The sequence below is a fragment of the Bradyrhizobium sp. U531 genome, from assembly GCF_051710265.1.
Taxonomy (GTDB): Bacteria; Pseudomonadota; Alphaproteobacteria; order Rhizobiales; family Xanthobacteraceae; genus Bradyrhizobium.
Genome location: NZ_JASVEN010000017.1, coordinates 43,665 through 64,393 on the forward strand (window position 1 = coordinate 43,665; position 20,729 = coordinate 64,393).

Annotated in this window: 22 protein-coding genes; 13 read left to right on the top strand and 9 right to left on the bottom strand. The window is 65.3% G+C overall.

The window, feature by feature from the left end; genetic code table 11:
* Positions 1 to 38: 38 nt before the first annotated feature.
* From QRQ56_RS38215 to QRQ56_RS38250, 8 genes are all read right to left on the bottom strand, one after another.
* Positions 39 to 932: a helix-turn-helix transcriptional regulator gene (locus QRQ56_RS38215; protein WP_438746923.1), complete on the bottom strand. Its 894-nt coding sequence runs from the start codon at positions 930 to 932 to the stop codon at positions 39 to 41.
* 115 nt (positions 933 to 1,047) lie between these two features.
* Positions 1,048 to 1,761 (bottom strand): ABC transporter ATP-binding protein, encoded by a 714-nt coding sequence (locus tag QRQ56_RS38220; RefSeq protein WP_438746924.1) that lies wholly within the window; start codon positions 1,759 to 1,761, stop codon positions 1,048 to 1,050.
* Positions 1,754 to 2,521, bottom strand: coding sequence for an ABC transporter ATP-binding protein (locus QRQ56_RS38225; RefSeq protein WP_438746925.1), 768 nt, complete (start codon positions 2,519 to 2,521; stop codon positions 1,754 to 1,756). Before QRQ56_RS38225 ends, QRQ56_RS38220 begins: the two co-directional genes overlap by 8 nt.
* A complete protein-coding gene (locus tag QRQ56_RS38230) occupies positions 2,514 to 3,458 on the bottom strand; it encodes a branched-chain amino acid ABC transporter permease (RefSeq protein WP_438746926.1) in 945 nt (314 codons plus the stop codon). Before QRQ56_RS38230 ends, QRQ56_RS38225 begins: the two co-directional genes overlap by 8 nt.
* Positions 3,455 to 4,372 (bottom strand): branched-chain amino acid ABC transporter permease, encoded by a 918-nt coding sequence (locus tag QRQ56_RS38235; RefSeq protein ID WP_438746927.1) that lies wholly within the window; start codon positions 4,370 to 4,372, stop codon positions 3,455 to 3,457. The genes QRQ56_RS38230 and QRQ56_RS38235 overlap by 4 nt, the downstream gene beginning before the upstream one ends.
* A 420-nt stretch (positions 4,373 to 4,792) precedes the next feature.
* Positions 4,793 to 5,011 (bottom strand): hypothetical protein, encoded by a 219-nt coding sequence (locus tag QRQ56_RS38240; RefSeq protein WP_438746929.1) that lies wholly within the window; start codon positions 5,009 to 5,011, stop codon positions 4,793 to 4,795.
* 1 nt (position 5,012) lies between these two features.
* Positions 5,013 to 5,672 (bottom strand): acyl-homoserine-lactone synthase, encoded by a 660-nt coding sequence (locus tag QRQ56_RS38245; protein ID WP_438746930.1) that lies wholly within the window; start codon positions 5,670 to 5,672, stop codon positions 5,013 to 5,015.
* 82 nt (positions 5,673 to 5,754) lie between these two features.
* Positions 5,755 to 6,483, bottom strand: coding sequence for a LuxR family transcriptional regulator (locus QRQ56_RS38250; RefSeq protein ID WP_438746931.1), 729 nt, complete (start codon positions 6,481 to 6,483; stop codon positions 5,755 to 5,757).
* 167 nt (positions 6,484 to 6,650) lie between these two features.
* On the opposite strand from QRQ56_RS38250, the gene QRQ56_RS38255 reads away from it, so the two are divergent.
* Positions 6,651 to 6,827 (top strand): hypothetical protein, encoded by a 177-nt coding sequence (locus QRQ56_RS38255; RefSeq protein WP_438746932.1) that lies wholly within the window; start codon positions 6,651 to 6,653, stop codon positions 6,825 to 6,827.
* Between the two features lie 161 nt (positions 6,828 to 6,988).
* On the opposite strand, the gene QRQ56_RS38260 is transcribed toward QRQ56_RS38255, so the two are convergent.
* A complete protein-coding gene (locus QRQ56_RS38260; RefSeq protein ID WP_438746934.1) occupies positions 6,989 to 7,201 on the bottom strand; it encodes a hypothetical protein in 213 nt (70 codons plus the stop codon).
* Between the two features lie 316 nt (positions 7,202 to 7,517).
* On the opposite strand from QRQ56_RS38260, the gene kaiC reads away from it, so the two are divergent.
* The 12 genes from kaiC (at position 7,518) to QRQ56_RS38320 (ending at position 20,656) form a co-directional block, all read left to right on the top strand.
* Positions 7,518 to 9,215, top strand: a complete 1,698-nt coding sequence (kaiC, locus tag QRQ56_RS38265; protein ID WP_438746935.1) for a circadian clock protein KaiC — start codon at positions 7,518 to 7,520, stop codon at positions 9,213 to 9,215.
* A gap of 3 nt (positions 9,216 to 9,218) precedes the next feature.
* Entirely contained in the window at positions 9,219 to 9,506 is a 288-nt protein-coding gene (locus tag QRQ56_RS38270) for a circadian clock KaiB family protein (RefSeq protein ID WP_438746936.1), read from the top strand.
* Between the two features lie 5 nt (positions 9,507 to 9,511).
* On the top strand, positions 9,512 to 10,990 hold the full coding sequence (locus tag QRQ56_RS38275; RefSeq protein ID WP_438746937.1) for a sensor histidine kinase: 1,479 nt from the start codon (positions 9,512 to 9,514) through the stop codon (positions 10,988 to 10,990).
* A 70-nt stretch (positions 10,991 to 11,060) separates the two neighbouring features.
* Positions 11,061 to 12,044 carry a LysR family transcriptional regulator gene (locus QRQ56_RS38280; protein ID WP_438746938.1) on the top strand — a complete coding sequence of 328 codons (984 nt, stop codon included), beginning with the start codon at positions 11,061 to 11,063 and terminating at the stop codon, positions 12,042 to 12,044.
* 156 nt (positions 12,045 to 12,200) lie between these two features.
* Positions 12,201 to 13,079, top strand: a complete 879-nt coding sequence (locus QRQ56_RS38285) for a shikimate dehydrogenase (protein WP_438746939.1) — start codon at positions 12,201 to 12,203, stop codon at positions 13,077 to 13,079.
* Between the two features lie 57 nt (positions 13,080 to 13,136).
* The gene (locus QRQ56_RS38290; protein ID WP_438746941.1) at positions 13,137 to 14,267 is read left to right on the top strand and encodes an ABC transporter substrate-binding protein; all 1,131 of its coding nucleotides are present in this window, start codon (positions 13,137 to 13,139) and stop codon (positions 14,265 to 14,267) included.
* 107 nt (positions 14,268 to 14,374) lie between these two features.
* On the top strand, positions 14,375 to 15,250 hold the full coding sequence (locus tag QRQ56_RS38295; RefSeq protein ID WP_438746942.1) for a branched-chain amino acid ABC transporter permease: 876 nt from the start codon (positions 14,375 to 14,377) through the stop codon (positions 15,248 to 15,250).
* On the top strand, positions 15,247 to 16,245 hold the full coding sequence (locus QRQ56_RS38300; RefSeq protein ID WP_438746943.1) for a branched-chain amino acid ABC transporter permease: 999 nt from the start codon (positions 15,247 to 15,249) through the stop codon (positions 16,243 to 16,245). The genes QRQ56_RS38295 and QRQ56_RS38300 overlap by 4 nt, the downstream gene beginning before the upstream one ends.
* Positions 16,242 to 16,985, top strand: coding sequence for an ABC transporter ATP-binding protein (locus tag QRQ56_RS38305; RefSeq protein ID WP_438746944.1), 744 nt, complete (start codon positions 16,242 to 16,244; stop codon positions 16,983 to 16,985). The genes QRQ56_RS38300 and QRQ56_RS38305 overlap by 4 nt, the downstream gene beginning before the upstream one ends.
* 10 nt (positions 16,986 to 16,995) lie before the next feature.
* Positions 16,996 to 17,733 (top strand): ABC transporter ATP-binding protein, encoded by a 738-nt coding sequence (locus QRQ56_RS38310; RefSeq protein WP_438746945.1) that lies wholly within the window; start codon positions 16,996 to 16,998, stop codon positions 17,731 to 17,733.
* Complete coding sequence (locus QRQ56_RS38315; protein ID WP_438746946.1) at positions 17,730 to 18,788, top strand: Gfo/Idh/MocA family protein; 1,059 nt, start codon at positions 17,730 to 17,732, stop codon at positions 18,786 to 18,788. The genes QRQ56_RS38310 and QRQ56_RS38315 overlap by 4 nt, the downstream gene beginning before the upstream one ends.
* Positions 18,785 to 20,656, top strand: a complete 1,872-nt coding sequence (locus QRQ56_RS38320; RefSeq protein WP_438746947.1) for a bifunctional sugar phosphate isomerase/epimerase/4-hydroxyphenylpyruvate dioxygenase family protein — start codon at positions 18,785 to 18,787, stop codon at positions 20,654 to 20,656. Before QRQ56_RS38315 ends, QRQ56_RS38320 begins: the two co-directional genes overlap by 4 nt.
* Positions 20,657 to 20,729: the final 73 nt, after the last annotated feature.

A 20,729-nucleotide genomic window follows, 5' to 3' on the forward strand; every position in this document is an offset into this window, starting at 1 on the left:
TTCGAGATTGCGCACATCGTCGCAGCTTCGCAGCCCGGCTACTGACACCGGCTCGGCGCATGGCCGAAACGCCTGCGGAAGGCGGTTGCGAAATTCGCCGGGTGCGCATAGCCGACCCGATAGGCGGCCTCGGTGACGGACAGGCGCTGGTGAATCAAAAGGGCGCGCGCAGCGTCGAGCCGCCGGCCCCTCAGATAGTCGATCGCGCTCTCGCCATAAGCGATCTGGAATTTCTGGTTGAACGACCGGCGGCTCAGCCCAGCGTTCCGTGCCAGCTCCTCGATGCTCCAGGGCCAGGCGAGATCGGCGTCCATCCGCTCCTTGACCGACTGCAGCCGCATCCGCTGCAGGTCCGCCGCCGGGTCGATCGCAATCGGGCCGCGCTCGCTGAACAGGGTATGGACGACGATCTCGGCAGCGTGCGCGGACAGCAGCAATTGCGCGGCGCGTCCACTAATCGGCGGCGAAAGCATTTCGGCCGCGACGGCCTCGATGCGCGGGGATGTCGCCAAAGTGACGGTGGCCGCGCCGGCCTCATCGCTTCCAAACAGCGCTCGGAACTCATCGCCGAGCCCAAGTTCATCGATGGAGGTCCGGGGAAGCGCAAGGCCGATGGCAGCACGATCGCTACAGCGCGGCGCGCATCCCATTGCGAGGGCTTCGCGAACAGCGATCGCCGTCATCTGCCGTCCACTGCCGGCGCGCGTCAGAACGCTGCGGCCCGCGCCGTCATCCCACGCCACGGAGATGAACAGGCCCGGCGCAATGATCGCGCCGTCGCCATCGGCTCGAAACGCGCCTCTGACGAACACGCAGCCCGGAAAATCCAGCCATTGGGCCGATGTTGAATCGCCGGGCGGAGCGGAACCGATGTCGTCGTGAGGTCGTCCGACAATTTGATCGAAAAAGTCCCGCATCGCACCCGCTTGCACAGCGTACCTTGGCCGCCGGCAGCGATGAGCTCAAGACCTCTCCACCGGATTTGGAGGGTTTCGAATCTGGATTTGCTCAAAGAACGTCTTCGCGGACGACGCGCCGGGACGCTTGTCAGATGCCGAGATATTTGTGCTGCAGATCCGGCTCGGCCAACAGCTCGTCGGAGGTGCCGCTCCAAACCGTCTTGCCGCGCTCGATAATGAAGTGGCGGTCGCAGATGCGGGCGAGATGGTCGACGTTCTTGTCGACGACCAGGATCGACTGCCCCCGGCTCTTGAGCAGAGAGAGGCAGCTCCAGATTTCTTCGCGGATCAGCGGTGCGAGGCCCTCGGTGGCTTCATCGAGAATCAGGAGCTTCGGATTGGTCATCAGCGCGCGGCCGATCGCGAGCATCTGCTGCTCGCCGCCGGAAAGCTGGTTGCCCATGTTGGCGGCGCGTTCGGCGAGGCGCGGAAACATCACGTAGATCGCCGCCAGCGTCCAGGGATTGGGACTGTCGAAGCGATCGGCGGCAGCCGCGACCAGGTTCTCACGCACGGTGAGGTTCGGGAAAATCTGGCGTCCCTCGGGGACGAGGCCGACGCCGAGCTTTGCAATCCGGTAGGACGGCAGCTGCCGCACCTCGGTGCCCGCAAAGCGGATCGCGCCCGCGCGCGCCGGCGTCAGGCCCATGATCGAGCGGATGGTCGTGGTCTTGCCCATGCCGTTGCGGCCCATCAGCGAGACCATCTCGCCCGGCTTGATGGATAGAGACAAGCCGAACAGCACCTGGGACAGGCCGTAGCAGGTCTCGATGCCGTCGACGTCGAGCAGCGTGTCAGCCATGATGCGTCACCACATGCTGATCGCCGAGATAGGCGCGCTTGACGTCCTCGTTGGCGCGGATCGCGGCGGGATCGCCGGACGCGATGACGCGGCCATAGACCAGCACCGAGATGCGGTCGGCCAGCGCGAACACCGCGGGCATGTCGTGCTCGACCAGCACGATCGAGACTTCCTTCCGCAGCTCCTGGAGCAGCTTCACCATGCCTTGCGATTCGGTGACGCCGAGACCGGCCATGGGCTCGTCGAGCAGCAGCAGTTTCGGCTTGCTGGCAAGCGCCACCGCAAGCTCGATCTGGCGCCGCTCGCCATGGCTGAGTCTCGAAACCAGGACATCGGCGCGATGGGCGAGCCCGACGCGCTCGAGCGCGGCACGCGCGGCATCGCGCAGACCCTTCTCTTTCCGCGCATTGGCGAAGAAGCGGAACGAGGTGCCGGCATGCGCCTGCGCCGCCAGCGCGACATTGTCGGCGGCGGTGAAGTCGAGCAACAGGGAGGTGATCTGGAACGAGCGGGCAAGGCCCAGCGCGCAGCGGCGATAGGCTGGCAGATAGGTGATATCGAGCCCGCCGAGCGAGACGCTGCCGGAATGCGGCGCCAGATGCCCGGTGAGCTGGCTGATCAGCGTGGTCTTGCCGGCCCCGTTCGGGCCGATGATGGCATGCAGCTCGCCGCTGGCGACGTCGAGGGAGACGTTGTCCGTCGCGATGATGCCGCCGAAGCGGCGCACCAGCTTTTCGACACGGAGCAAGGGCTCAGCCACGGCCAACCCTCCCCAGCATGCCCATGATGCCTCCGCGGCCGAACAGCACGATCAGCAACAGCAGCGGGCCCATGATCAGCGCCCAATATTCGGTGATCTGCGACAGGAATTCTTCCAGCAGCAGGAACACCACCGCGCCCACGATCGGGCCGAACAGCGTGCCCATGCCGCCGAGGATGACCATCACCATGAGGTCGCCCGAGCGCGTCCAGTACATCACGGCCGGGCTGACGAAATCGGTGTTGTTGGCGAGCAGCGCGCCGGCGAGGCCGCACATGGTGCCCGAGATGACGAAGCAGACGAGCTGATAGCGTTTTGCGGGAAAGCCGATCGCCTGCATGCGCTGTTCGTTGGAGCGCAGGCCCTGCACGACGAGGCCGAAGCGCGAATTGACGATGCGCCAGATCAGGAAGACGACGCCGAGCAGGCAGGCAAGACAGAGATAGTAGAACTGCGTGCGGTTGCCGAGATTGATCAGCCCGGAGAAGTCGCTGCGCTTGTAGACGGTGAGGCCGTCATCGCCGCCGTAACGCGCGAGCCCCGAGGCGACGTAATAGGCCATCTGCGCAAAGGCCAGCGTGATCATGATGAAATAGACGCCGCGGGTGCGAAGCGAAAGCGCGCCGATCACCAGCGCGTAGGTGGCGGAGGCCGCCAGTGCGACCGGAAACTGGATGAAGCCGCTGCCGACGCCTTCCTGCGCCAGCATGCCGACGGCGTAGCCGCCGATGCCGAGATAGGCGGCATGGCCGAAGCTCATCATGCCGCCGAAGCCCATGATGAGGTTCAGGCTCGCCGCCGCCAGCGCCAGGATGACGATGCGGGTGAACAGCGTCAGGATGAAGATATTGCCCGACAATTGCGAGTAAAGCGGCAGCAGCACCAGGCCCGCCAGCATCACGGCCGTGACGGCCTTGCTCACGCTCAAGCTCTTCATCGACGGTTGGCCGGAAACAGCCCCTCCGGCCGCACCACCAGCACGATCGCCATCAAGAGGTAGATCAGCATGGAGGACAGCGCGGGCGCGGCGGTGGAGGCAGCGGCGCCGCTGAGCACCTGTCGCAGCAGATTCGGCAGGAAGGCGCGACCGAGCGTGTCGATCATGCCGACGAAGATCGCGGCGAGGAAGGCGCCGCGGATCGAGCCGATGCCGCCGATCACGATGATGACGAAGGCGAGGATCAGGATGTTCTCGCCCATGCCGATCTGCACGGTGAGGATCGGCGCCTGCATCAGGCCGGCAAGGCCGGCGAGCGCGGCGCCGAGGCCGAACACCAGCGTGTAGAGCAGCTTGATGTTGATGCCGAGCGCGCCGATCATTTCGCGGTTGGAGGCGCCGGCGCGGATCAGCATGCCGATGCGGGTACGCATCACGCCGAGATAGAGCAGGAGCGCTACCGATAGCGCGACCGCGATGATAGCGAGCCGATAAGCGGGATAGTGAATGCCGGGCAGGATCGGCACCGGCACCGTGAGCCAGGCCGGCAGCGGCAGCGCAAGGCCGGCCGGGCCCCAGATCAGCCGCACGGCCTCGTTGAAGAACAGGATCAGGCCGAAGGTCGCGAGCACGTGGTCGAGATGGTCGCGGCCATAGAGATGCCGCAGCGCACTCATCTCCAGCACGATACCGAGGATCAATGTGGCGCCAAGCGCCAGCAGCGCGCCAGCTAAGAAGCTGCCGGTCCAGGCGGCGAAGGTAGCCGCGAAATAGGCGCCCATCATGTAGAGCGAGCCGTGCGCGAGGTTGACGAAATCCATGATCCCGAACACCAGCGTCAGGCCGGCGGCGAGCAGGAACAGCAGCAGGCCGAACTGCAATCCGTTCAAGAACTGTTCGACAACGAGCAGCATCAAGACTCTTTCAGGCGCACGCAGCGTCGCGCCGATGTTCGAACCATGTCGCCATCAGTGAAAGAGCTCCCCCTGCCTCATCAAGGCGGAAAAATGGGTAATGGCAGTATCGTTCCGAGGCAAGAGCGATTCGACACCAAACATGCACTTTGTTGCATGCGGGTGCATGCGATCAAGACGCGGCTCGCAATGCAAAAACGCTGCCGCACGGCATGGGGCAACCTGCCGCACCCAACTGAGCATGATCTGGCCGTGGTCTTAGGGACCACGCATTCGAGGTTTTGGGGACACCCACAGCACCACCGCGTCGTAGCCGGGCTCGTCCCGGCCAAGACGACCTGTGTTGCATGCTCATATGCGATCACCCTCCCCCCGTTGCCGGGAGGAGGGTGTTGCAACCTATCGGAGCGAGCGAGGCGTCTAGTGCGACGTCATCTGCTGGGCGAGCTCGTCCGGCTCGGTGAGCACGTTGTTGGCCGTCGAGGCCTCCAGCGCCGCCATCCGGAACAGATAGGCGAGCGTCGCCAATCCGGTGTCTTCCGCCATTTGTGCCAGCTCGAGCGCCATGTCGGACATATAGCCGAGATTCTCGTCCCTGGTCTGCGCCATGATCTGGCTGTCCCGCATCATGTTCGACATCTCAGGCACTCTTTCGTTGCGCGGCGACAGCGCCGCAAAGGTTGGCACGGGCGACGGCGTCCAGATGCGGGCCGTCCTGACGCACGACCGAAGCCATGCCGATACGATTGTGCAGGGCGTCGACCGTCTCGCGACGAATGTCGATGGTGGCCGCCATGGTCCATGCGTTCTCCACCAGCGCCGGAAGCCCGAGCGGGGTCACGATGAAGCCGGCCTCGTGGAAGCGCGGCAACCACCAGGTCTCCATGATCGCGCTGACCTGCGCGATGCCCTGGTCGAGGCAGAACTCCTGCACCGCCGCCATCAGTTGCAGATTGAGCGCGCCGTCGCGGCGATCACGCACGACGAAGTAGCGCGACCATTCCCAGATCAGGGGATCCGAAGGCCAGCCGCGAACCGATGCCAGATGCGGGAACACCTCGCTCATCATCGACGGTTTCGTCGTGGGATAGAGCCGGTGACCACCGATGACCCGCCGTCCTTCCAGCGCAAGCAAGTAGACGGTGTCCTCATCGTCGTAGGAATCGATCTCGCGGCAATCCGGCTTGCGCAGCGCCTCCCACTGCCGTTCCTCGACAAAGACGTCGTGGCGCAACCGGAAATGCTGCTCGATCACGTCTTCATAAAGGTGACGATTTACCGCAGAAATTGCGTGAATCATAAAAACCCCCATTCAGCCTCAATGGGAGCAGGGTCTGCGAAAACATCGGGGTTCGATATTGGGAAATTTCCCAGTACATCGCTTAAGGTGCGATGATCTTGCTCCGGATCGCGAGCGCGACCGCATGCGTACGGTTGACGGCGCCGAGCTTGCGCGCGGCGGTTGCAAGATGCTCTTCGGCCGTGCGCTGCGTGATGTGCAGGATCTCGCCGATCTCCCAGGCCGACTTGCCTTGCGAAGCCCAGGAGATCACCTCGCGCTCGCGCGGGGTCAGACGCGTCGACGGATAAGGCGTCGGCTGGAGCAGGCGGCGAATGTGGTCGAAGCCGTACATCGCCATCAGGTGCAATGCCGGCTTGCTGCGGGGATTGAGATCGAGATGAACGCCGCCGAGCGACACCGCGGCCTCGTAGCCGGTGAGCCCGTGGATCGGCACGATGAAGCCGCGCGACATGCGGAAATCGCTGGCGCGGTTCATCACCTCGGCCGCGTTCGGCTCGAGCTCGGCGTCGTAGGGCGCTTCCGACCATTCGAACGGATTGACCGACTGGCGGCACAGCCGCACCACGGGATCGTAGCGATCGTAATTGTTCTCGGTGTAGAGGCTGAACCAACCCGCCGGCCAGCGCTTGGCCAGCACCATCTGTGCAAACCGCTGATCCGGATTCGGCAATCCCGTCACGATGATGGTTTCGAAGCCGAAGCGACCGAACGCCGTTTCAAGCGCGAGCATGGCGTCGGGCACCTTGCGATAGGTACTCAGGCTCTCGATGAAGTCGAGCGCCTCCCGGCCATAGTCTACGACGGACATCGGTGCATTTCCTGACCCACACCACCTCTATAGCACGTAATCGGGGGCTGCCTCAAACTGGCCGCGACCGTAGTTTCCCGGTGCCGATCTGGCCTGAAGATTTAAACTACTTGTGGCAGAATTGGCGTCACGTTACACCTGAACGCGTCCGAAGCGGGAAACCAACGATGGAAGACGAGGACATCGCTCTCAACAGCGTGCTCGGCCTGGAATTGAACCGCGTGTTCTTCGCCGTCAGCGAAACCGGCAACAAGCAGAAGATCATCGAGTTCGCGCGCCAGGTGTTGCAGAGCGAGCGTGAGGAGCTGGCCGACAGTCTCTTGCCGGAGGGCCCGGCGAGCTGAGTGCGTCGCGTGATGCGTGAGTGCCGTCAGCGCGAGCGACTCCGCATGCCCCGTCCATCAAACACGCGCACATAGTTAATCGATTTCAACGGAAGCCGTCAGTCATCCTGCCCTTGGGGCACGCGTCCATCCGACGGATGGAATCGCAGCCCAGCCCGACCTCAATCCGACGATCCATGTCCGAGATCGGTGAGCGCATTGCGGCCCAGGGACGTCAATTCATCCAGAGCCGTCGTACCGGAGCGCGCCGCTTCCATCAGCCGTGCGGCGATGAGCTTCCTGCTCTCGTGATCGCCGCCATGCCGGACGTGACTGAAGGCCGCATCAAGCGCCGCATCCAGTATGGTTTGCATGCGGCCTTCGAACTCGTTCATCTCGTCACCGACCCGCGGCAGCTTCGCCGTCGCGGCTTATGCCCGGGCGCAGCAAGGCCGTATGTTCACAAGTGAACGGAGGCGCGATCACGAAGCCGATGCGCGAATGGGCTGCGCCCGCGCGGGCGTGGATCGACTGTCCGTAAGCTGTCAGCTTGGCCGGATACTGCCAGCCCGGCTGCGATCAGTTCAGACGAAGCGCGCCAACCCGGAGCAGCGGCGTTTGTTCCTGGGCAGAAGCGACAAAATTGCAGAGGCTCCCCTCTAGGCGGCCCGCCATTCTTTGCTTAAAAAATGCCCGGAACCAGGACTGGGCATGACTGACGGCATCACGAAATCAGCAACCGGCATCGAAGGCTTCGACGATCTGACACTCGGAGGCCTTCCCACCGGACGGCCCTCCCTGGTCTGCGGCTCGGCCGGCTGCGGCAAGACATTGTTCGCATCGACATTCCTCTTCAACGGCGCGCGGCTTCACAACGAGCCCGGGGTCTTCGTGACTTTCGAGGAGCGCCCCGTCGACATCATCGCCAACGTGGAATCGCTCGGCTTCGACCTGGAGGGGCTGATCGACCAGTCGAAGATCCTCATCGAGCACATCGCCATCGATCCCTCGGAAGTGGCCGAGATCGGCGACTATGATCTGGAGGCTCTGTTCCTGCGGCTCGAATACGCGGTGGACCAGATCGGCGCCAAGCGCATCGTGCTCGACACGATCGAAAGCCTGTTCTCGGCATTCTCCAATCCCGCGATCCTGCGCGCCGAAATCCGTCGCCTGTTCGACTGGCTCAAGCAGAAGGGTCTCACCGCGGTCATCACCGGCGAGCGCGGCGACGGCAGCCTGACCCGCCAGGGCCTCGAGGAATACGTCTCCGATTGCGTCATCCTGCTCGATCATCGCGTCGACAACCAGATCTCGACGCGGCGCCTGCGCATCGTCAAATATCGCGGCACCGCACACGGCACCAACGAATATCCGTTCCTGATCGACGAGGACGGCTTCTCGGTGCTGCCGGTCTCCTCGCTCGGCCTCGGCCACAAGGTCTTCGACGAGCGCATCTCGACCGGCGTGCCCGACCTCGACGCCATGCTGACCGGCGGCGGCTTCTACCGCGGCAGCAGCATCCTGCTCACCGGCGTCGCCGGGTCCGGCAAGAGCTCGCTCGCCTGCATGATGGCGGACGCCGCCTGCAGGCGCGGCGAGCGCGCGCTCTATCTCTCCTTCGAGGAGTCCGAGGCGCAGACCGTTCGCAACATGAGGTCGATCGGCACCGATCTCTCCAAATGGCTGAAGAACGGGCAGCTGCGTTATCTCGCGACGCGCCCGACCTTCTACTCGCTGGAGATGCACCTTGCGATCATCCTGCGCGAGATCAACAGATTCAAGCCGCATCTGGTCGTGCTCGATCCGATCTCCGCCTTCACCGGCGCGGCCGACCTCGCCGAGGTGCAGGCGATGTTGCTGCGCATCGTCGACTCCCTCAAATCCAACGGCATCACCGCGGTGTTCACCCATCTCGCCCACATCCAGCAGGCCGAAACCGACGCCGGCCTGTCGTCGTTGATGGATGGCTGGATCCTCCTGCTCAACCGCGAGGCCAACGGCGAGTTCAACCGCGAACTTTACCTGCTGAAGGCGCGCGGCATCTCCCATTCCAACCAGGTCCGCGAATTCGTGATGTCGGACGAAGGCATCCACCTGCTCGAACCCTATCTCGGCGAAGGCGGCGCATTGACCGGGTCGTCCCGGCGCAACGAGGAGGCGCGGGCGCGCCGCGCCGAGGGCAATCGGCTTGCCGAGGTCGCCCGCGTGCAGGACCAGGTCACCCAGCGCCGCCGCCGCGCGCTCGCGCAGATCGAGGCGCTCAGGGCCGATATCGACGCCGACGAGGCCGAGCTCAAACGGCTCGTCAGCGCAGAGGACGTTTATCTCGAACAGAGCCGGGAAGACGCCGCCGCCATGGCGCGCGGACGGGGGCTGGACCTCCCCGACGGCAAGACCAAGCAGGACTGAGCCATGACCGCATCAAGCAACGAGCCCGTAAAGCTCGTCCTCTACGTCGCAGGCGAGACGCCGAAATCGCTCGCCGCGATCCGCAATCTCGAAAAGATCTGCTCCGAGCACCTCGCCGGCAAGTACCGGGTCGAGGTGGTCGATCTCAAGAAGCAGCCGCAGCTCGCCCGGGAGCACGGCATCGTCGCGATCCCGACGCTGGTGAAAGAGCTTCCTGTCCCCATTCGCAAGATCATCGGGGACCTTTCCGACACCCAGAAAGTTCTAGTTCATCTGTCGGTTGAGGAATGATGACGGTGGTATCGCTCGCATCTGCGTTGACCCGGGACGAGCTCGAGGCTCGGCTGTACGAAGCCGAGGAGACGCTCCGGGCCATTCGCGAGGGCGAGATCGACGCCGTCGTCATCAAGGGCGGAGCCACCGAACAGGTCTTCACGCTCCAGGGTGACGGCCACTCCTACCGCACCTTCATGGAGGCGATGGACATCGGCGCGGCCGCGTTGGACGCCGAGGGGCAATTGCTCTACGCCAATCAGGCGCTGTGCACATTGCTGGACCGGCCGGCCGGCGCACTCTCCGGGCATGCGCTGCTCGGCATGCTCGACGCCGTCAACCAGACCACGTTCCGCCGGCTGCTGACGCAGGCGCTGCGGGATCGGCAATCCGCCGAAATCCACGTTCGCGTCGGCGACAGCGACCGCAGCTTCCTGCTCACCGGCGCTCCGATCGATTTCGGCGTCGTCAGCGGCGTCGCGATCACCTTCACGGACATCAGCGAGCGCGAGCAGATCGCCGCCGCCAAGGAGTCGGAGCGCCTGGCGCGGTCCGTGCTCGCATCCGCCAATGAGGCCGTCATCGTCTGCGACCGCTCCGGCCGGGTCACCCACATCAACGCCGCGGCCGAGCGGATTTGCGCCGAAGCTCCGATCGGCAAGCCTTTCGAAGAGGCGATCGAGCTGACCTTCGCCGATGCGTCCGAGTTGATGTCCGGCGGCGACATCGTCGCGATGGCTGCCGGCGGCACCCCGGTGCAGGGACTCGAAGCCGCCGTGAAGACATCGGCGGTCAACGTCACCGACGTCATGATCAGCGCGGCACCGCTCGTCGTGTCCGGCGAGCGGACGCAGGGCTGCGTGGTGACGCTGATCAACCTGTCGCAGCGCAAGGCCGCCGAGCGCCGCCAGACCCTGCTGATGGGCGAGCTCGATCACCGCGTCAAGAACACGCTGGCCATGGTGCTGGCGATCTCCGCGCGCACCGCGTCCCACGAGCGCACGATCGAGGACTTCCAGAAATCCTTCTCCGGCCGCATCCAGGCGCTGGCGGCGACCCACACGCTGCTGTCGAATGCGTCCTGGGAGAACCTTGAGATCAAGGACGTGCTGAGCGTCGAGCTGGCGCCCTATGCGACGCTCTCCAGCGGCCGGATCACGCTCGAAGGGCTGGACATCTCCGTCGATTCCAAGACGGCCGTCTCGCTCGGGCTCGTATTCCACGAGCTGACCACCAACGCGGTGAAATACGGCGCGCTGTCGACGCGGGCCGGCAAGCTGTCGGTGCGGCGGATCGGCCTGCTCGACGACGGCGCCCTGCAGATCGAGTGGGAGGAGCGCGACGGCCCCCTGGTGACCCCGCCGACGGTGTCGGGCTTCGGCCAGACCCTGATCTCGCGCAGCCTCGGCAGCGGGCCCAACGGCGGCACCAAGCTCGAATACCGGCCGACCGGCGTGGTCTGCCAGATCTTGATTCCGAAATACGGCCACTTCCATTCCTGACATATTGCCGCTGGATGGCAGCGCCGCTTCCGTGAGATGATCCCGCGAGAACGTTCCGGGACATCCAGAGATGATGACGCTGCGCCAGGTTGAAGTGATCCGCGCCGTGATGGTGACGGGCACCATCGGCGGCGCGGCCAAGCTGCTCAACGTCTCGGCGCCCGGCATCAGCCGCCTCGTCAAATACACCGAACGCTCGCTCGGCATCCGCTTCTTCCAGCGCCAGAACGGCCGCTATTTCCCAACCCCGGAAGCCGAGAACATTTTCGAGCAGATCAACGGTGTCTACAAGAAGGTCGACGATCTCTCCGAGATCATCTCCAAGATCGGGCGTGGCGGCCTCTCCGAGCTGCGGATCGGCTCGGTGCCCAGCATCTCGCAGGTGATGGTGCCGCGCGCGATCGAGCGCGTGCGGCGCCGCTATCCCGATCTCGGCATCGACATCAACATCCTCAAGCTCGAGGAGGCCATCGACTATCTCATGCTCGGCCGCGGCGAGTGCGTGGCGATGAGCTACCGCCTGGAGCATTCCGCGCTCGACTTCATGCCGCTCGCCTCAGGCGAGCTGTACTGCATCGTGCCGCCGGGCCATGAGCTCGCCGGTCGCAAGCAGGTCTCGGCCGCCGAGATCACCCGTTATCCGCTGATCGGCATCGATCCCAACGATCCCTACGGCCGGATCATGGCCGAGATCTTCGCGCGCAACCGGCTCGACTACAACATCACCATCCGCGCCCGCTTCGGCACCACGGTCTGCGCGCTGGTGAAGGCGGGGCTCGGCATCGCCATCATCGACCAGTTCACGGTGGCCCATGGCGGCTATCCCGGGATCGAGCTGCTGAAGATCGTCGAGCCGACGCGGTTCGATACCTACATCGCGGTCAAGCGCGGCGCACCGCTGTCGCTCCACGCCGAATCCTTCATCGAGGCGCTGCGGGCCGAGATGCGCGCCGTCGAGCCGTCCCGCGGCAACGGCAAGGCCGTGCCGGGCGGCAACAGCAGGACCGTGCCGGGCAACGGCAGGGCTGCGCCGGCGCGCGGGCGGAAGAAATAACATGATGTTAGGTTTGTCGGATAAATGGGTAATTGTGTTACCTTGCGGACAAGCTATCGTCGTATCCGGAAGCCCGTTTCTAAGCCCTCTTGGAATTGCGCGGGTTTCCCCGCTAATGACCGGGACCGAACGCTCCCTTTGAGACGATAGCGAACCATGTCAAAGCGCGGATACGCCGCCAGCAAGAAGCTCCTCACCGGCCTGATCGGCGCGCCGATCGCCCATTCCGCTTCCCCGGCCATGCATGAACGCGCCGCCGAGGCGCTCGGCCTGCGCGGCCACTATCAGCTGATCGAAGTGGCCGGCGCCGATGCGGCGGGCCTCAGCCTGATGCTGGAAGGCGTGCGGCGGCTCGGCTTTGCCGGGGTCAACGTCACCTACCCCTACAAGGAAGCCGTGGTGCCGCTGCTCGACGAGCTGGCGCCCGGCGCGGCCGCGATGGGCGCGGTCAACACCGTCGTCGTCAGGGACGGCCGCCTGATCGGCCACAACACCGACACCACGGGCTTTGCCCGCGCGGTGGCGCCGCTGCTGGCGCCCGCAGGGAACGCCGTTGCGGTGATCGGCGCCGGCGGCGTCGGCAAGGCCATCGCGTTCGCGCTGGCGAGCCTGAAGGTTTCCGACATCCGCATCTTCGACAGCGAGCCGGCGCGCGCCGCGACGCTTGTCTCTCTGCTGGCACCGCAAGGCGGCGCGAGGATCGCAGCAAACGTCGAGGATGCGCTCGATGGCGCAACCGGCCTCGTCAACGGCACGCCGGTCGGCATGCTGCCGAACCGCGGCATGCCGGTTGCCGCGACCTTGCTGCGCGAAGACCTCTGGGTCGCGGATGCCGTCTATTCGCCGCTGATCACGCCGCTGCTGGCGGCCGCCCAGGCCAAGGGCGCGCGGATCATGACGGGGCGGGAGCTTGCGATCTACCAGGCGGCCGACGCTTTCGAACTGTTCACGGGCCTTGCCCCATCGACCGAGGTCATGGGAGAGGCATTCGACGAGGTGATGGCGGCACGAAGCTCGGCCTATCACGCAGCGTAACCAAAGCGGCCGGACACAAGGCCGCGGATCACATCGACAGAAATGGGAGGAGAGACCATGAAGACGACTATTCTGGCGGGCGCCCTGCTTGCGTTCGCAGCTGCAACCAGCGTCCACGCCCAGGCGATCAAGCTTGCCGACGTCGCCGAGCTTTCGGGCGGCGGCGCCACCGTCGGCACCAATTGGAAGAACGGCATCGACCTCGCGATCGAGGAGATCAACGCCAAGGGCGGCGTGCTCGGCCGCAAGCTCGAGGTCACCCACGCCGACTCGCAGTCCAACCCCGGCGTGGCCCGCGCCCAGGTGCAGAAAGCGCTCGACGCGGAACCCTATGTGCTGCTCGGACCCGGCTATTCGGGCTCGGTGAAGGTGACGGCGCCGCTCGCCGCCGAAGCCGGCATCGCGCAGATCATGGGCGGCGAAGCCGCCGAGCTGACGCAGGCCGGCAACAAATTCCTGTTCCGCACCTCGTTCGGCCAGCAGTCCTCGATGCCGAAGGTCGCCAAATACATCCACGACGACATGAAGGCGAAGACCGTCGCGGTGGTCTGGGTCAACAATGATTTCGGCCGCGGCGGTCGCGACATGGTGAGCAAGGAGCTCGAGCGGCTCGGCTCCAAGGTGGTCGCCGACCTCTCGACCGAAGCCGGCCAAGCCGACTTCGCCGCCGACGTCGGCAAGATCAAGGCGGCCAATCCCGACGCCGTGTTCGTCTATCTCAACGAAGAAGAGAGCGCGCGTATTCTCAAGGAGCTGAAGCGCCAGGGCGTCAACGCACCGCTGATGGGCGAGACCACGCTGATCGGCCAGAAGGTCATCGAGCTCGCCGGCGATGCCGCCAACGGCGCGCGCGGCCATGTCGGCCTCACCACCGACGCACCGGTCGATCTGATCAAGCAGTTCCGCGAGAAATTCTCCAAGAAGTACAATTACGTCCCCGATCACAACGGCCTGAAGGGCTATCTCGCCGTCTACATGGTGAAGGCCACCACCGAGAAGATGGGCAAGGTCGACTCGAAGAAGTTCGCCGACACGCTGCACGGCCTCACCATCAAGGCCGCGGACGAGCCGGGCATCCTGATGGACGTCACCTTCAGCGACACCGGCGACATCGACCGCCAGAGCTTCCTGGTCGAGGTGGTCGAAGGCAAGCAGGTGGTGAAGCAGGTGCTGCCCAAGGTGAAGTGAGCTTCGCCTCTCCCCGCACGCGGGGAGAGGCCGACGCGCCCGAGCGATGCGAAGCATCGTCTCGCGCGCGGCGGGTGAGGGGGACGAGGGATAAGCGAGAGGGGAACATGTCCAATCTATTCGACCTTCTGGTCGCGGGGCTCGCCACCGGCGCGATCTATGCGCTGGTCGCGGTCGGCTTCACGCTGCTGTGGCAGACCTCGCAGACCATCAATTTCGCGCAAGGCGAGTTCGTGATGCTGCCGGCCTTCCTGATGCTGGGGGCGATGCATGCCGGCGCGCCGTTCTGGCTGGCGATCATCCTCGGCATCCTGCTCTCGATGATCCTGCTCGGGCTCGGCTTCAAGATGCTGCTGGTCGACCCCATGATGCGCCACGGCGTGCTGCCGCTCGCCATCGCGACCATGGCGCTCGCCATCGGCATCAAGGAAGCCGTCAAGCAGTTCTTCAGCGCGGAGGCTTCGCCCTTCCCCTCGATCGTACCGACCGGTGACGTCTCCATCCTCGGCCATGCCGTGTCACTGCAGAGCATCGGCGTGCTCGTCGTCGCCATCCTCGCCGTCGTCGGGCTGACGACGCTGCTCAACCGCACCTCGCTCGGTCACCAGATGCAGGCCGCCGCGCAGAACCCGACGGTGGCGCGCATCATCGGCGTGCCCGTGGAGCGCATGATCCTGCTGACCTTCCTGATCAACGCCTTCCTGGTCGCGCTGGCCTCGCTTCTGATCACGCCGATTTATTTGGCAAAATTCTCCTCCGGCGAGGTGCTGGGCCAGGCCGCCTTCATCGCCGCGATCGTCGGCGGCTTCAACCAGGTGCGCGGCGCCATCGCCGGGGGCCTGTTGATCGGCGTGCTCGACAATCTCGCGGCCGCCTATGTCTCGACGCAGTACCGCGCGGCCGTGCCGATGATCTTCCTGATCGCCGTCATCCTGTTCCGGCCGCAAGGACTGCTCGGCCGCGCCGAGGAGCGCACGGTATGACCGGCTTTGCCAAACCGCTGAAGATCGCGCTCGGCCTCATCGTCATCGCCGGCCTGATCGTCATTCCCATGAACTTCAACCGCTACGGCCTGTTCATCCTGAGCCAGTGGGCGGTGATGAGCATCGCCGCGATGGGGCTGAACCTCACGCTCGGCTATGCCGGCCAGGTCTCGCTGGCGCAGGGCGCGTTCGTCGGCATCGGCGCCTATGCGGCCGCAATCATGACCACGCATGGCTGGCCGCTGCCGGCGGCGATCGTAGTCGCCATCGTGCTCAGCTTCGCGGTCGGCTGGGTGCTCGGCTATCCCGCGCTGCGCGTGCAGCATCACTACCTCGCCTTCGTCACGCTGGCCTTCTCCACCCTCGCCTTCCTGGTGTTCCGCAACGAGAGCTGGCTCACCGGCGGCATCTACGGAATCTCCAACATTCCGCGCCCGCACATCTTCGGCATCGCGACCAACAAGCCGCTGCCGTTCTATTATGTCTGCCTCGGCTCGCTCGCGATCGTGTCGCTGGCGGTGTGGTGGCTGATCCGCTCGCCCTGGGGCCGCGCCTTCATGGCGCTGCGCGAAAATCCCTTGCGTGCGCAATCGCTCGGCATCGACACGCGGCGCTACACGCTGATGGCCTTTGCGATCGGCTCTGCGCTCGGCGGCGTCGCCGGTGCGCTCTACGCGCCGCTGACGCAATATATCGATCCGGTCCCGTTCAATCTCTCGCTGTCGCTCGACCTGCTGATGATGGTGATCGTCGGCGGCGCGGGCTTCTATTTCGGTCCGTTTCTCGGCGCGATGATCGCGGTGCTGCTGCCGGAATGGCTGCGCTTCACCGAAGGCTATTATCTGATGCTCTATGCCGTCGCGGTGATGCTGCTGCTGATCTGGTCGCCGACCGGCATCTTGGGGATCGTCGATCGCTATCTTGCGGAGCGCCGCACCAAGGCGGCCTCCGCGCTGCGTGCCGTGGCAAAATCCCGCCTGGAGACGGCGCAATGAGTGCAGTCCTCGAAGTCTCCGACATCAAGAAGAGCTTTGGCGGCATCCATGCCGTCGACGGCGTCTCCTTCGACGTCCGCGAAGGCGAGATCCTCGGGCTGATCGGCCCGAACGGCTGCGGCAAGTCCACGCTGTTCAACTGCATCCTCGGCCAGCTCACCCCAAGCGGCGGTGAAGTGAAGCTCGACGGCAAGCTCGTCACGGGCCTGCGCCCCGCCGAGCTCAACAAGCTCGGCGTCAGCCGCACCTTCCAGCTTCTGCAGGTATTCCCAAAACTTTCGGTGCGCGAGAATTTGATCCTCGCCGGGCAGGAGCACCAGGGCAGCATGGCCTCGCGTCTGGTCGGCCGCTCCGATGCCGGCCTCACCGAGGCCGCCAACCAGATGATCGGCTTCTTCAAGCTCGACCATCTCGCCGACGAACCGGCCGGCGGCCTGTCCTACGGCCAGCAAAAATTGCTCGACGCCGCCATGGCCTTCATGGGCGGCCCGCGCCTGGTGCTGCTCGACGAGCCCGCCGGCGGCGTCAACCCGTCGATGCTGGCCGACCTGAAGGAGCGGCTGGTCGCGATCAACCGCGAGAAGAACGCCACCTTCGTCGTGATCGAGCACAACATGGAATTCGTGATGTCGCTTTGCTCGCGCGTGATGGTGATGGCGGAAGGCAAGGTGCTGGCGATGGGACGCCCCGACGAGGTGCGGAAGAACCCCGCCGTGATCGAAGCCTATCTCGGACATTGAGGAGGAGATCATGAGCGAGCCCATCCTCACGGTTCACAATCTCGTCGGCGGCTACGGCAAGATGACGATCCTGAACGGCACCACCTTCGCCGTGCCGCAAGCCACGATCACCACGATCATCGGCCCGAACGGCGCCGGCAAGTCCACCGTGTTCAAGGCGATCTTCGGCCTGTTGAAGCTGCGCGACGGCAAGATCAGCTTCGCCGGCCGCGACGTCACGAATTTGAGCCAGCGCGCGCTGCTCAACGCCGGCATCTGCTACGTGCCGCAGGGCCGCAATATTTTCCCGGAGCTGTCCGTCCGCAGCAACATCGAGCTCGGCGGCGTCTCGGCCGGCAAGGGCCTCGATCTGCCGGCGCGTATCGAGGCCGCGCTCGACCTGTTTCCGGCACTGCGCCGCAAATCCACGCAGCAGGCCTCGACGCTGTCGGGCGGCGAGCAGAAGCAGCTCGAGATCGCCCGCTCGCTGCTGCTCGAGCCGAAGCTGGTGCTGATCGACGAGCCCTCGATCGGCCTGTCGCCGCTGATGGTGCAGCAGACCTTCGACATCCTGAAATCCCTGCGCGATCGCGGCGTCACCATCCTGATGATCGAGCAGAACGCGCGCTCGGCGCTGGAGATCTCCGACATCGGCATCGTGCTCGAGCTCGGCCAGACCCGCATGGTCGACGACGCCAAGCGCATCCTGAACGATCCCCGCATCGGCCAGCTCTTCCTCGGCGGCGCCATGGAGGAGAGCGCGGCATGAGCGCGCGGCTGCGCATCGGTGTTGCCGGCGCCGGCCTGATCGGCCGCCGCCATATCGAGCTGATCGCGGCGTCCTCCGATTGCGAGCTTGCCGGCATCGCCGACCCCTCGCTTGCCGCGAGGGAATATGCGCAGGCCGAGGGTGTGCCCTGCCATGCTGACCATCGCGCGCTGCTGGCGCAGGAACAGCCCGACGGCCTGGTCATCGCCTCGCCCAACAATCTGCATCTGCCGATGGCACTCGATTGCGCGGCGGCGGGTGTGCCGGCTTTGATCGAAAAGCCGGTGACGGAGACGGTCGCCGCTGCGCAACGCCTCTGCGCCGCGATCAGGCGAACCGGCGTGCCGATGCTGGTCGGCCATCACCGCCGGCACAATCCAATCATCAAGGCCGCGCGCGAGACGGTGGCGAGCGGCCGGCTCGGCCAGCTCACCGCCGTGGTCACGCTTTGGCTGCTGAAGAAGCCCGACGATTATTTCGAGGTGACCTGGCGCCGCGAGCAGGGCGGCGGGCCGCTGTTGATCAATCTCATCCACGATATCGACAATCTCCGCTTCATCTGCGGCGAGATCGCCGAGGTGCAGGCGCTGACCTCAAACAAGGCCCGCGGCTTCGCGGTCGAGGACACCGCCGCGCTGCTGCTGCGCTTTGGGGGTGGCGCGCTTGGCACCGTGACCGTGTCCGATGCGACCCCGGCGCCGTGGAGCTGGGAGCTGTCCTCCGGCGAAAACGCCGCGTACCCCAGGCAGGATGAGCCCTGCTACATCTTCTCCGGCACTGAGGGATCGCTGTCGGTGCCGAACATGGAGCTGTGGTCCTATGCCGGGCGACCCGGCTGGTACGCGCCGCTGTCGCGTCAGACCGTCGCGCCACCCGCATTCGATCCGCTGGTCGAGCAGCTCCGGCATTTCTGCGCGATGATCAGGGGCGACGAACAGCCGCTGATCACGGCCGAGGACGCGATGGGCACGCTCGCGGTCGTCGAGGCCGTCGGCGAGGCCGCGCGCACAGGCCAGACAATTTCACCGGGGCGGATCATGGAGCAGGCCGCATGAACAAGCGCTCGATCGCCACCGTCTCTCTCTCCGGAGCACTCGACGAAAAGCTCCGGGCCATCGCGGCCGCCGGCTTCGACGAAGTCGAGATCTTCGAGAACGATCTCTTGTCGTTCGGCGCAGGCCCGCGAGACATCGCAAGGCTCTGCGGCGATCTCAACCTGAAAATCTCTGCGTTCCAGCCGTTCCGCGATTTCGAGGGCATGCCGGAGCCGCAGCGCACGCGCAACTTCGCCCGGGCGGAACGCAAGTTCGACCTGATGCAGGAGCTCGGCACCGACCTGCTGCTGATCTGCTCCAACGTCTCTCCTAGCTCGCTCGGCGGCATCGACCGCGCCGCAGACGATTTCCGCGAGCTCGGCGATCACGCCGCCAGGCGGGGCTTGCGCGTCGGCTACGAGGCGCTGGCCTGGGGCCGCCACGTCAACGACTATCGCGATGCCTGGGAGATCGTGCGGCGCGCCGATCATCCCGCGATCGGAATCATCCTCGACAGTTTTCACGCGCTGGCGCCCGGCTTTCCCGTCCGCGCCATGGCCTCGATCCCCGGCGACAAGATCTTCCTGGTGCAGCTTGCGGACGCGCCCAAGCTCGAGCTCGATATCCTGTCATGGAGCCGGCATTTCCGCTCCTTCCCCGGCCAGGGCGATCTGCCGGTCGGCGAGTTCATGGCGGCCGTCGCGGCGACCGGCTATGCCGGGCCGCTGTCGCTGGAGATATTCAACGACCAGTTCCGCGCCGGCTCGGCCGCGCAGACCGCGCTCGACGGCCTGCGCTCGCTGATCCTGCTGGAGGACCAGCTTGCGCCGGATTGGCCGAAATTCGCCGCCGAGCCGCTGGCGCCGAAGGCGAGGAGCCGCGGCACCGGCTTCGTCGAATTTGCCGTCAACGAGACCAAGGCCGGCGACCTCGCCCGCCTGTTTTCGCAACTCGGCTTCCGCAAGACCGGCGCGCATCGCAGCAAGGCGGTGGAACGCTGGTCGCAGGGCAAGGTCGAGCTCGTCATCAATAGCGAGACCGACGGCTTCGCCCATTCCCATTACGTCACCCACGGCCCCGGCGTCTGCGCCATCGCGCTCGACGTCGACAATGCCGGCCTTGCCATGCAGCGCGCCGAAATGCTGAAAGCGCGCACCTTCTACCAGCCGGTCGGCCCGGGCGAATTGGAGATTCCCGCGATCCATGGGGTCGGCGGCAGCCTGCTTTATTTCCTCGATCAGGCCGGCAAGAACTGGGACACCGATTTCGAGCCGGTCGCGAGCGATGCGGGCCGCGACGCGCTGCTCGCCGTCGATCACATCGCGCAGTCGATGCCCTATGACGAGATGCTGTCCTGGCTGTTGTTCTACACCGGCATCCTCGACCTCAAGCGCCTGCCGCAGATGGAGATCGCCGATCCCCGCGGCCTCGTGCAGAGCCAGGCCATCGTCAATGCCGACCAGAGCCTGCGCTTCGTGCTCAATGGCTCCTCCGCCAACCGCACGCTGCCGGCGCGCTTCATCTCGGAGTTTTTCGGCTCGGGCGTGCAGCACATGGCATTCTCGTGCCGGGACATCTTCGCGACGGTCGCGGAGATGCGAAAGCGCGGCGCGGAGTTCCTCGACATCCCCGCCAATTATTATGACGACATCGAAGCCAAATACGACCTCGCACCCGAGCTGATGGCGCAGCTCCGCGCCAACCACATCCTCTACGACCGCGAGGGCGACGGCGAGTTCTTCCAGGTCTATACCCACATCTTCGACGAGCGCTTCTTCTTCGAGATCGTCGAGCGCAGGAATTATCAGGGATTCGGCGCGGCCAATGCCGGCATCAGGCTGGCCGCGCAAGCGCGCGAAGTGCGGCCCGCGAGTATGCCAAGGGTATGATCATTCCCCTCTCCCCTTGTGGGAGAGGGTGGCTCGCCGCGAAGCGGCGAGACGGGTGAGGGGTCTCTCTCCG

What these genes read in the sequence shown, in the direction of transcription:
- QRQ56_RS38285 (WP_438746939.1), top strand. Translation starts at nt 12,201, where the DNA reads ATGTCAAAGCGCGGATACGCCGCCAGCAAGAAGCTCCTCACCGGCCTG.
- QRQ56_RS38260 (WP_438746934.1), bottom strand. Translation starts at nt 7,201, where the DNA reads ATGAACGAGTTCGAAGGCCGCATGCAAACCATACTGGATGCGGCGCTT.
- QRQ56_RS38240 (WP_438746929.1), bottom strand. Translation starts at nt 5,011, where the DNA reads ATGTCGAACATGATGCGGGACAGCCAGATCATGGCGCAGACCAGGGAC.
- QRQ56_RS38250 (WP_438746931.1), bottom strand. Translation starts at nt 6,483, where the DNA reads ATGTCCGTCGTAGACTATGGCCGGGAGGCGCTCGACTTCATCGAGAGC.
- kaiC (WP_438746935.1), top strand. Translation starts at nt 7,518, where the DNA reads ATGACTGACGGCATCACGAAATCAGCAACCGGCATCGAAGGCTTCGAC.
- QRQ56_RS38270 (WP_438746936.1), top strand. Translation starts at nt 9,219, where the DNA reads ATGACCGCATCAAGCAACGAGCCCGTAAAGCTCGTCCTCTACGTCGCA.
- QRQ56_RS38315 (WP_438746946.1), top strand. Translation starts at nt 17,730, where the DNA reads ATGAGCGCGCGGCTGCGCATCGGTGTTGCCGGCGCCGGCCTGATCGGC.
- QRQ56_RS38220 (WP_438746924.1), bottom strand. Translation starts at nt 1,761, where the DNA reads ATGGCTGACACGCTGCTCGACGTCGACGGCATCGAGACCTGCTACGGC.
- QRQ56_RS38320 (WP_438746947.1), top strand. Translation starts at nt 18,785, where the DNA reads ATGAACAAGCGCTCGATCGCCACCGTCTCTCTCTCCGGAGCACTCGAC.
- QRQ56_RS38300 (WP_438746943.1), top strand. Translation starts at nt 15,247, where the DNA reads ATGACCGGCTTTGCCAAACCGCTGAAGATCGCGCTCGGCCTCATCGTC.
- QRQ56_RS38245 (WP_438746930.1), bottom strand. Translation starts at nt 5,672, where the DNA reads ATGATTCACGCAATTTCTGCGGTAAATCGTCACCTTTATGAAGACGTG.
- QRQ56_RS38255 (WP_438746932.1), top strand. Translation starts at nt 6,651, where the DNA reads ATGGAAGACGAGGACATCGCTCTCAACAGCGTGCTCGGCCTGGAATTG.
- QRQ56_RS38310 (WP_438746945.1), top strand. Translation starts at nt 16,996, where the DNA reads ATGAGCGAGCCCATCCTCACGGTTCACAATCTCGTCGGCGGCTACGGC.
- QRQ56_RS38230 (WP_438746926.1), bottom strand. Translation starts at nt 3,458, where the DNA reads ATGAAGAGCTTGAGCGTGAGCAAGGCCGTCACGGCCGTGATGCTGGCG.
- QRQ56_RS38305 (WP_438746944.1), top strand. Translation starts at nt 16,242, where the DNA reads ATGAGTGCAGTCCTCGAAGTCTCCGACATCAAGAAGAGCTTTGGCGGC.
- QRQ56_RS38290 (WP_438746941.1), top strand. Translation starts at nt 13,137, where the DNA reads ATGAAGACGACTATTCTGGCGGGCGCCCTGCTTGCGTTCGCAGCTGCA.
- QRQ56_RS38295 (WP_438746942.1), top strand. Translation starts at nt 14,375, where the DNA reads ATGTCCAATCTATTCGACCTTCTGGTCGCGGGGCTCGCCACCGGCGCG.
- QRQ56_RS38280 (WP_438746938.1), top strand. Translation starts at nt 11,061, where the DNA reads ATGATGACGCTGCGCCAGGTTGAAGTGATCCGCGCCGTGATGGTGACG.
- QRQ56_RS38235 (WP_438746927.1), bottom strand. Translation starts at nt 4,372, where the DNA reads ATGCTGCTCGTTGTCGAACAGTTCTTGAACGGATTGCAGTTCGGCCTG.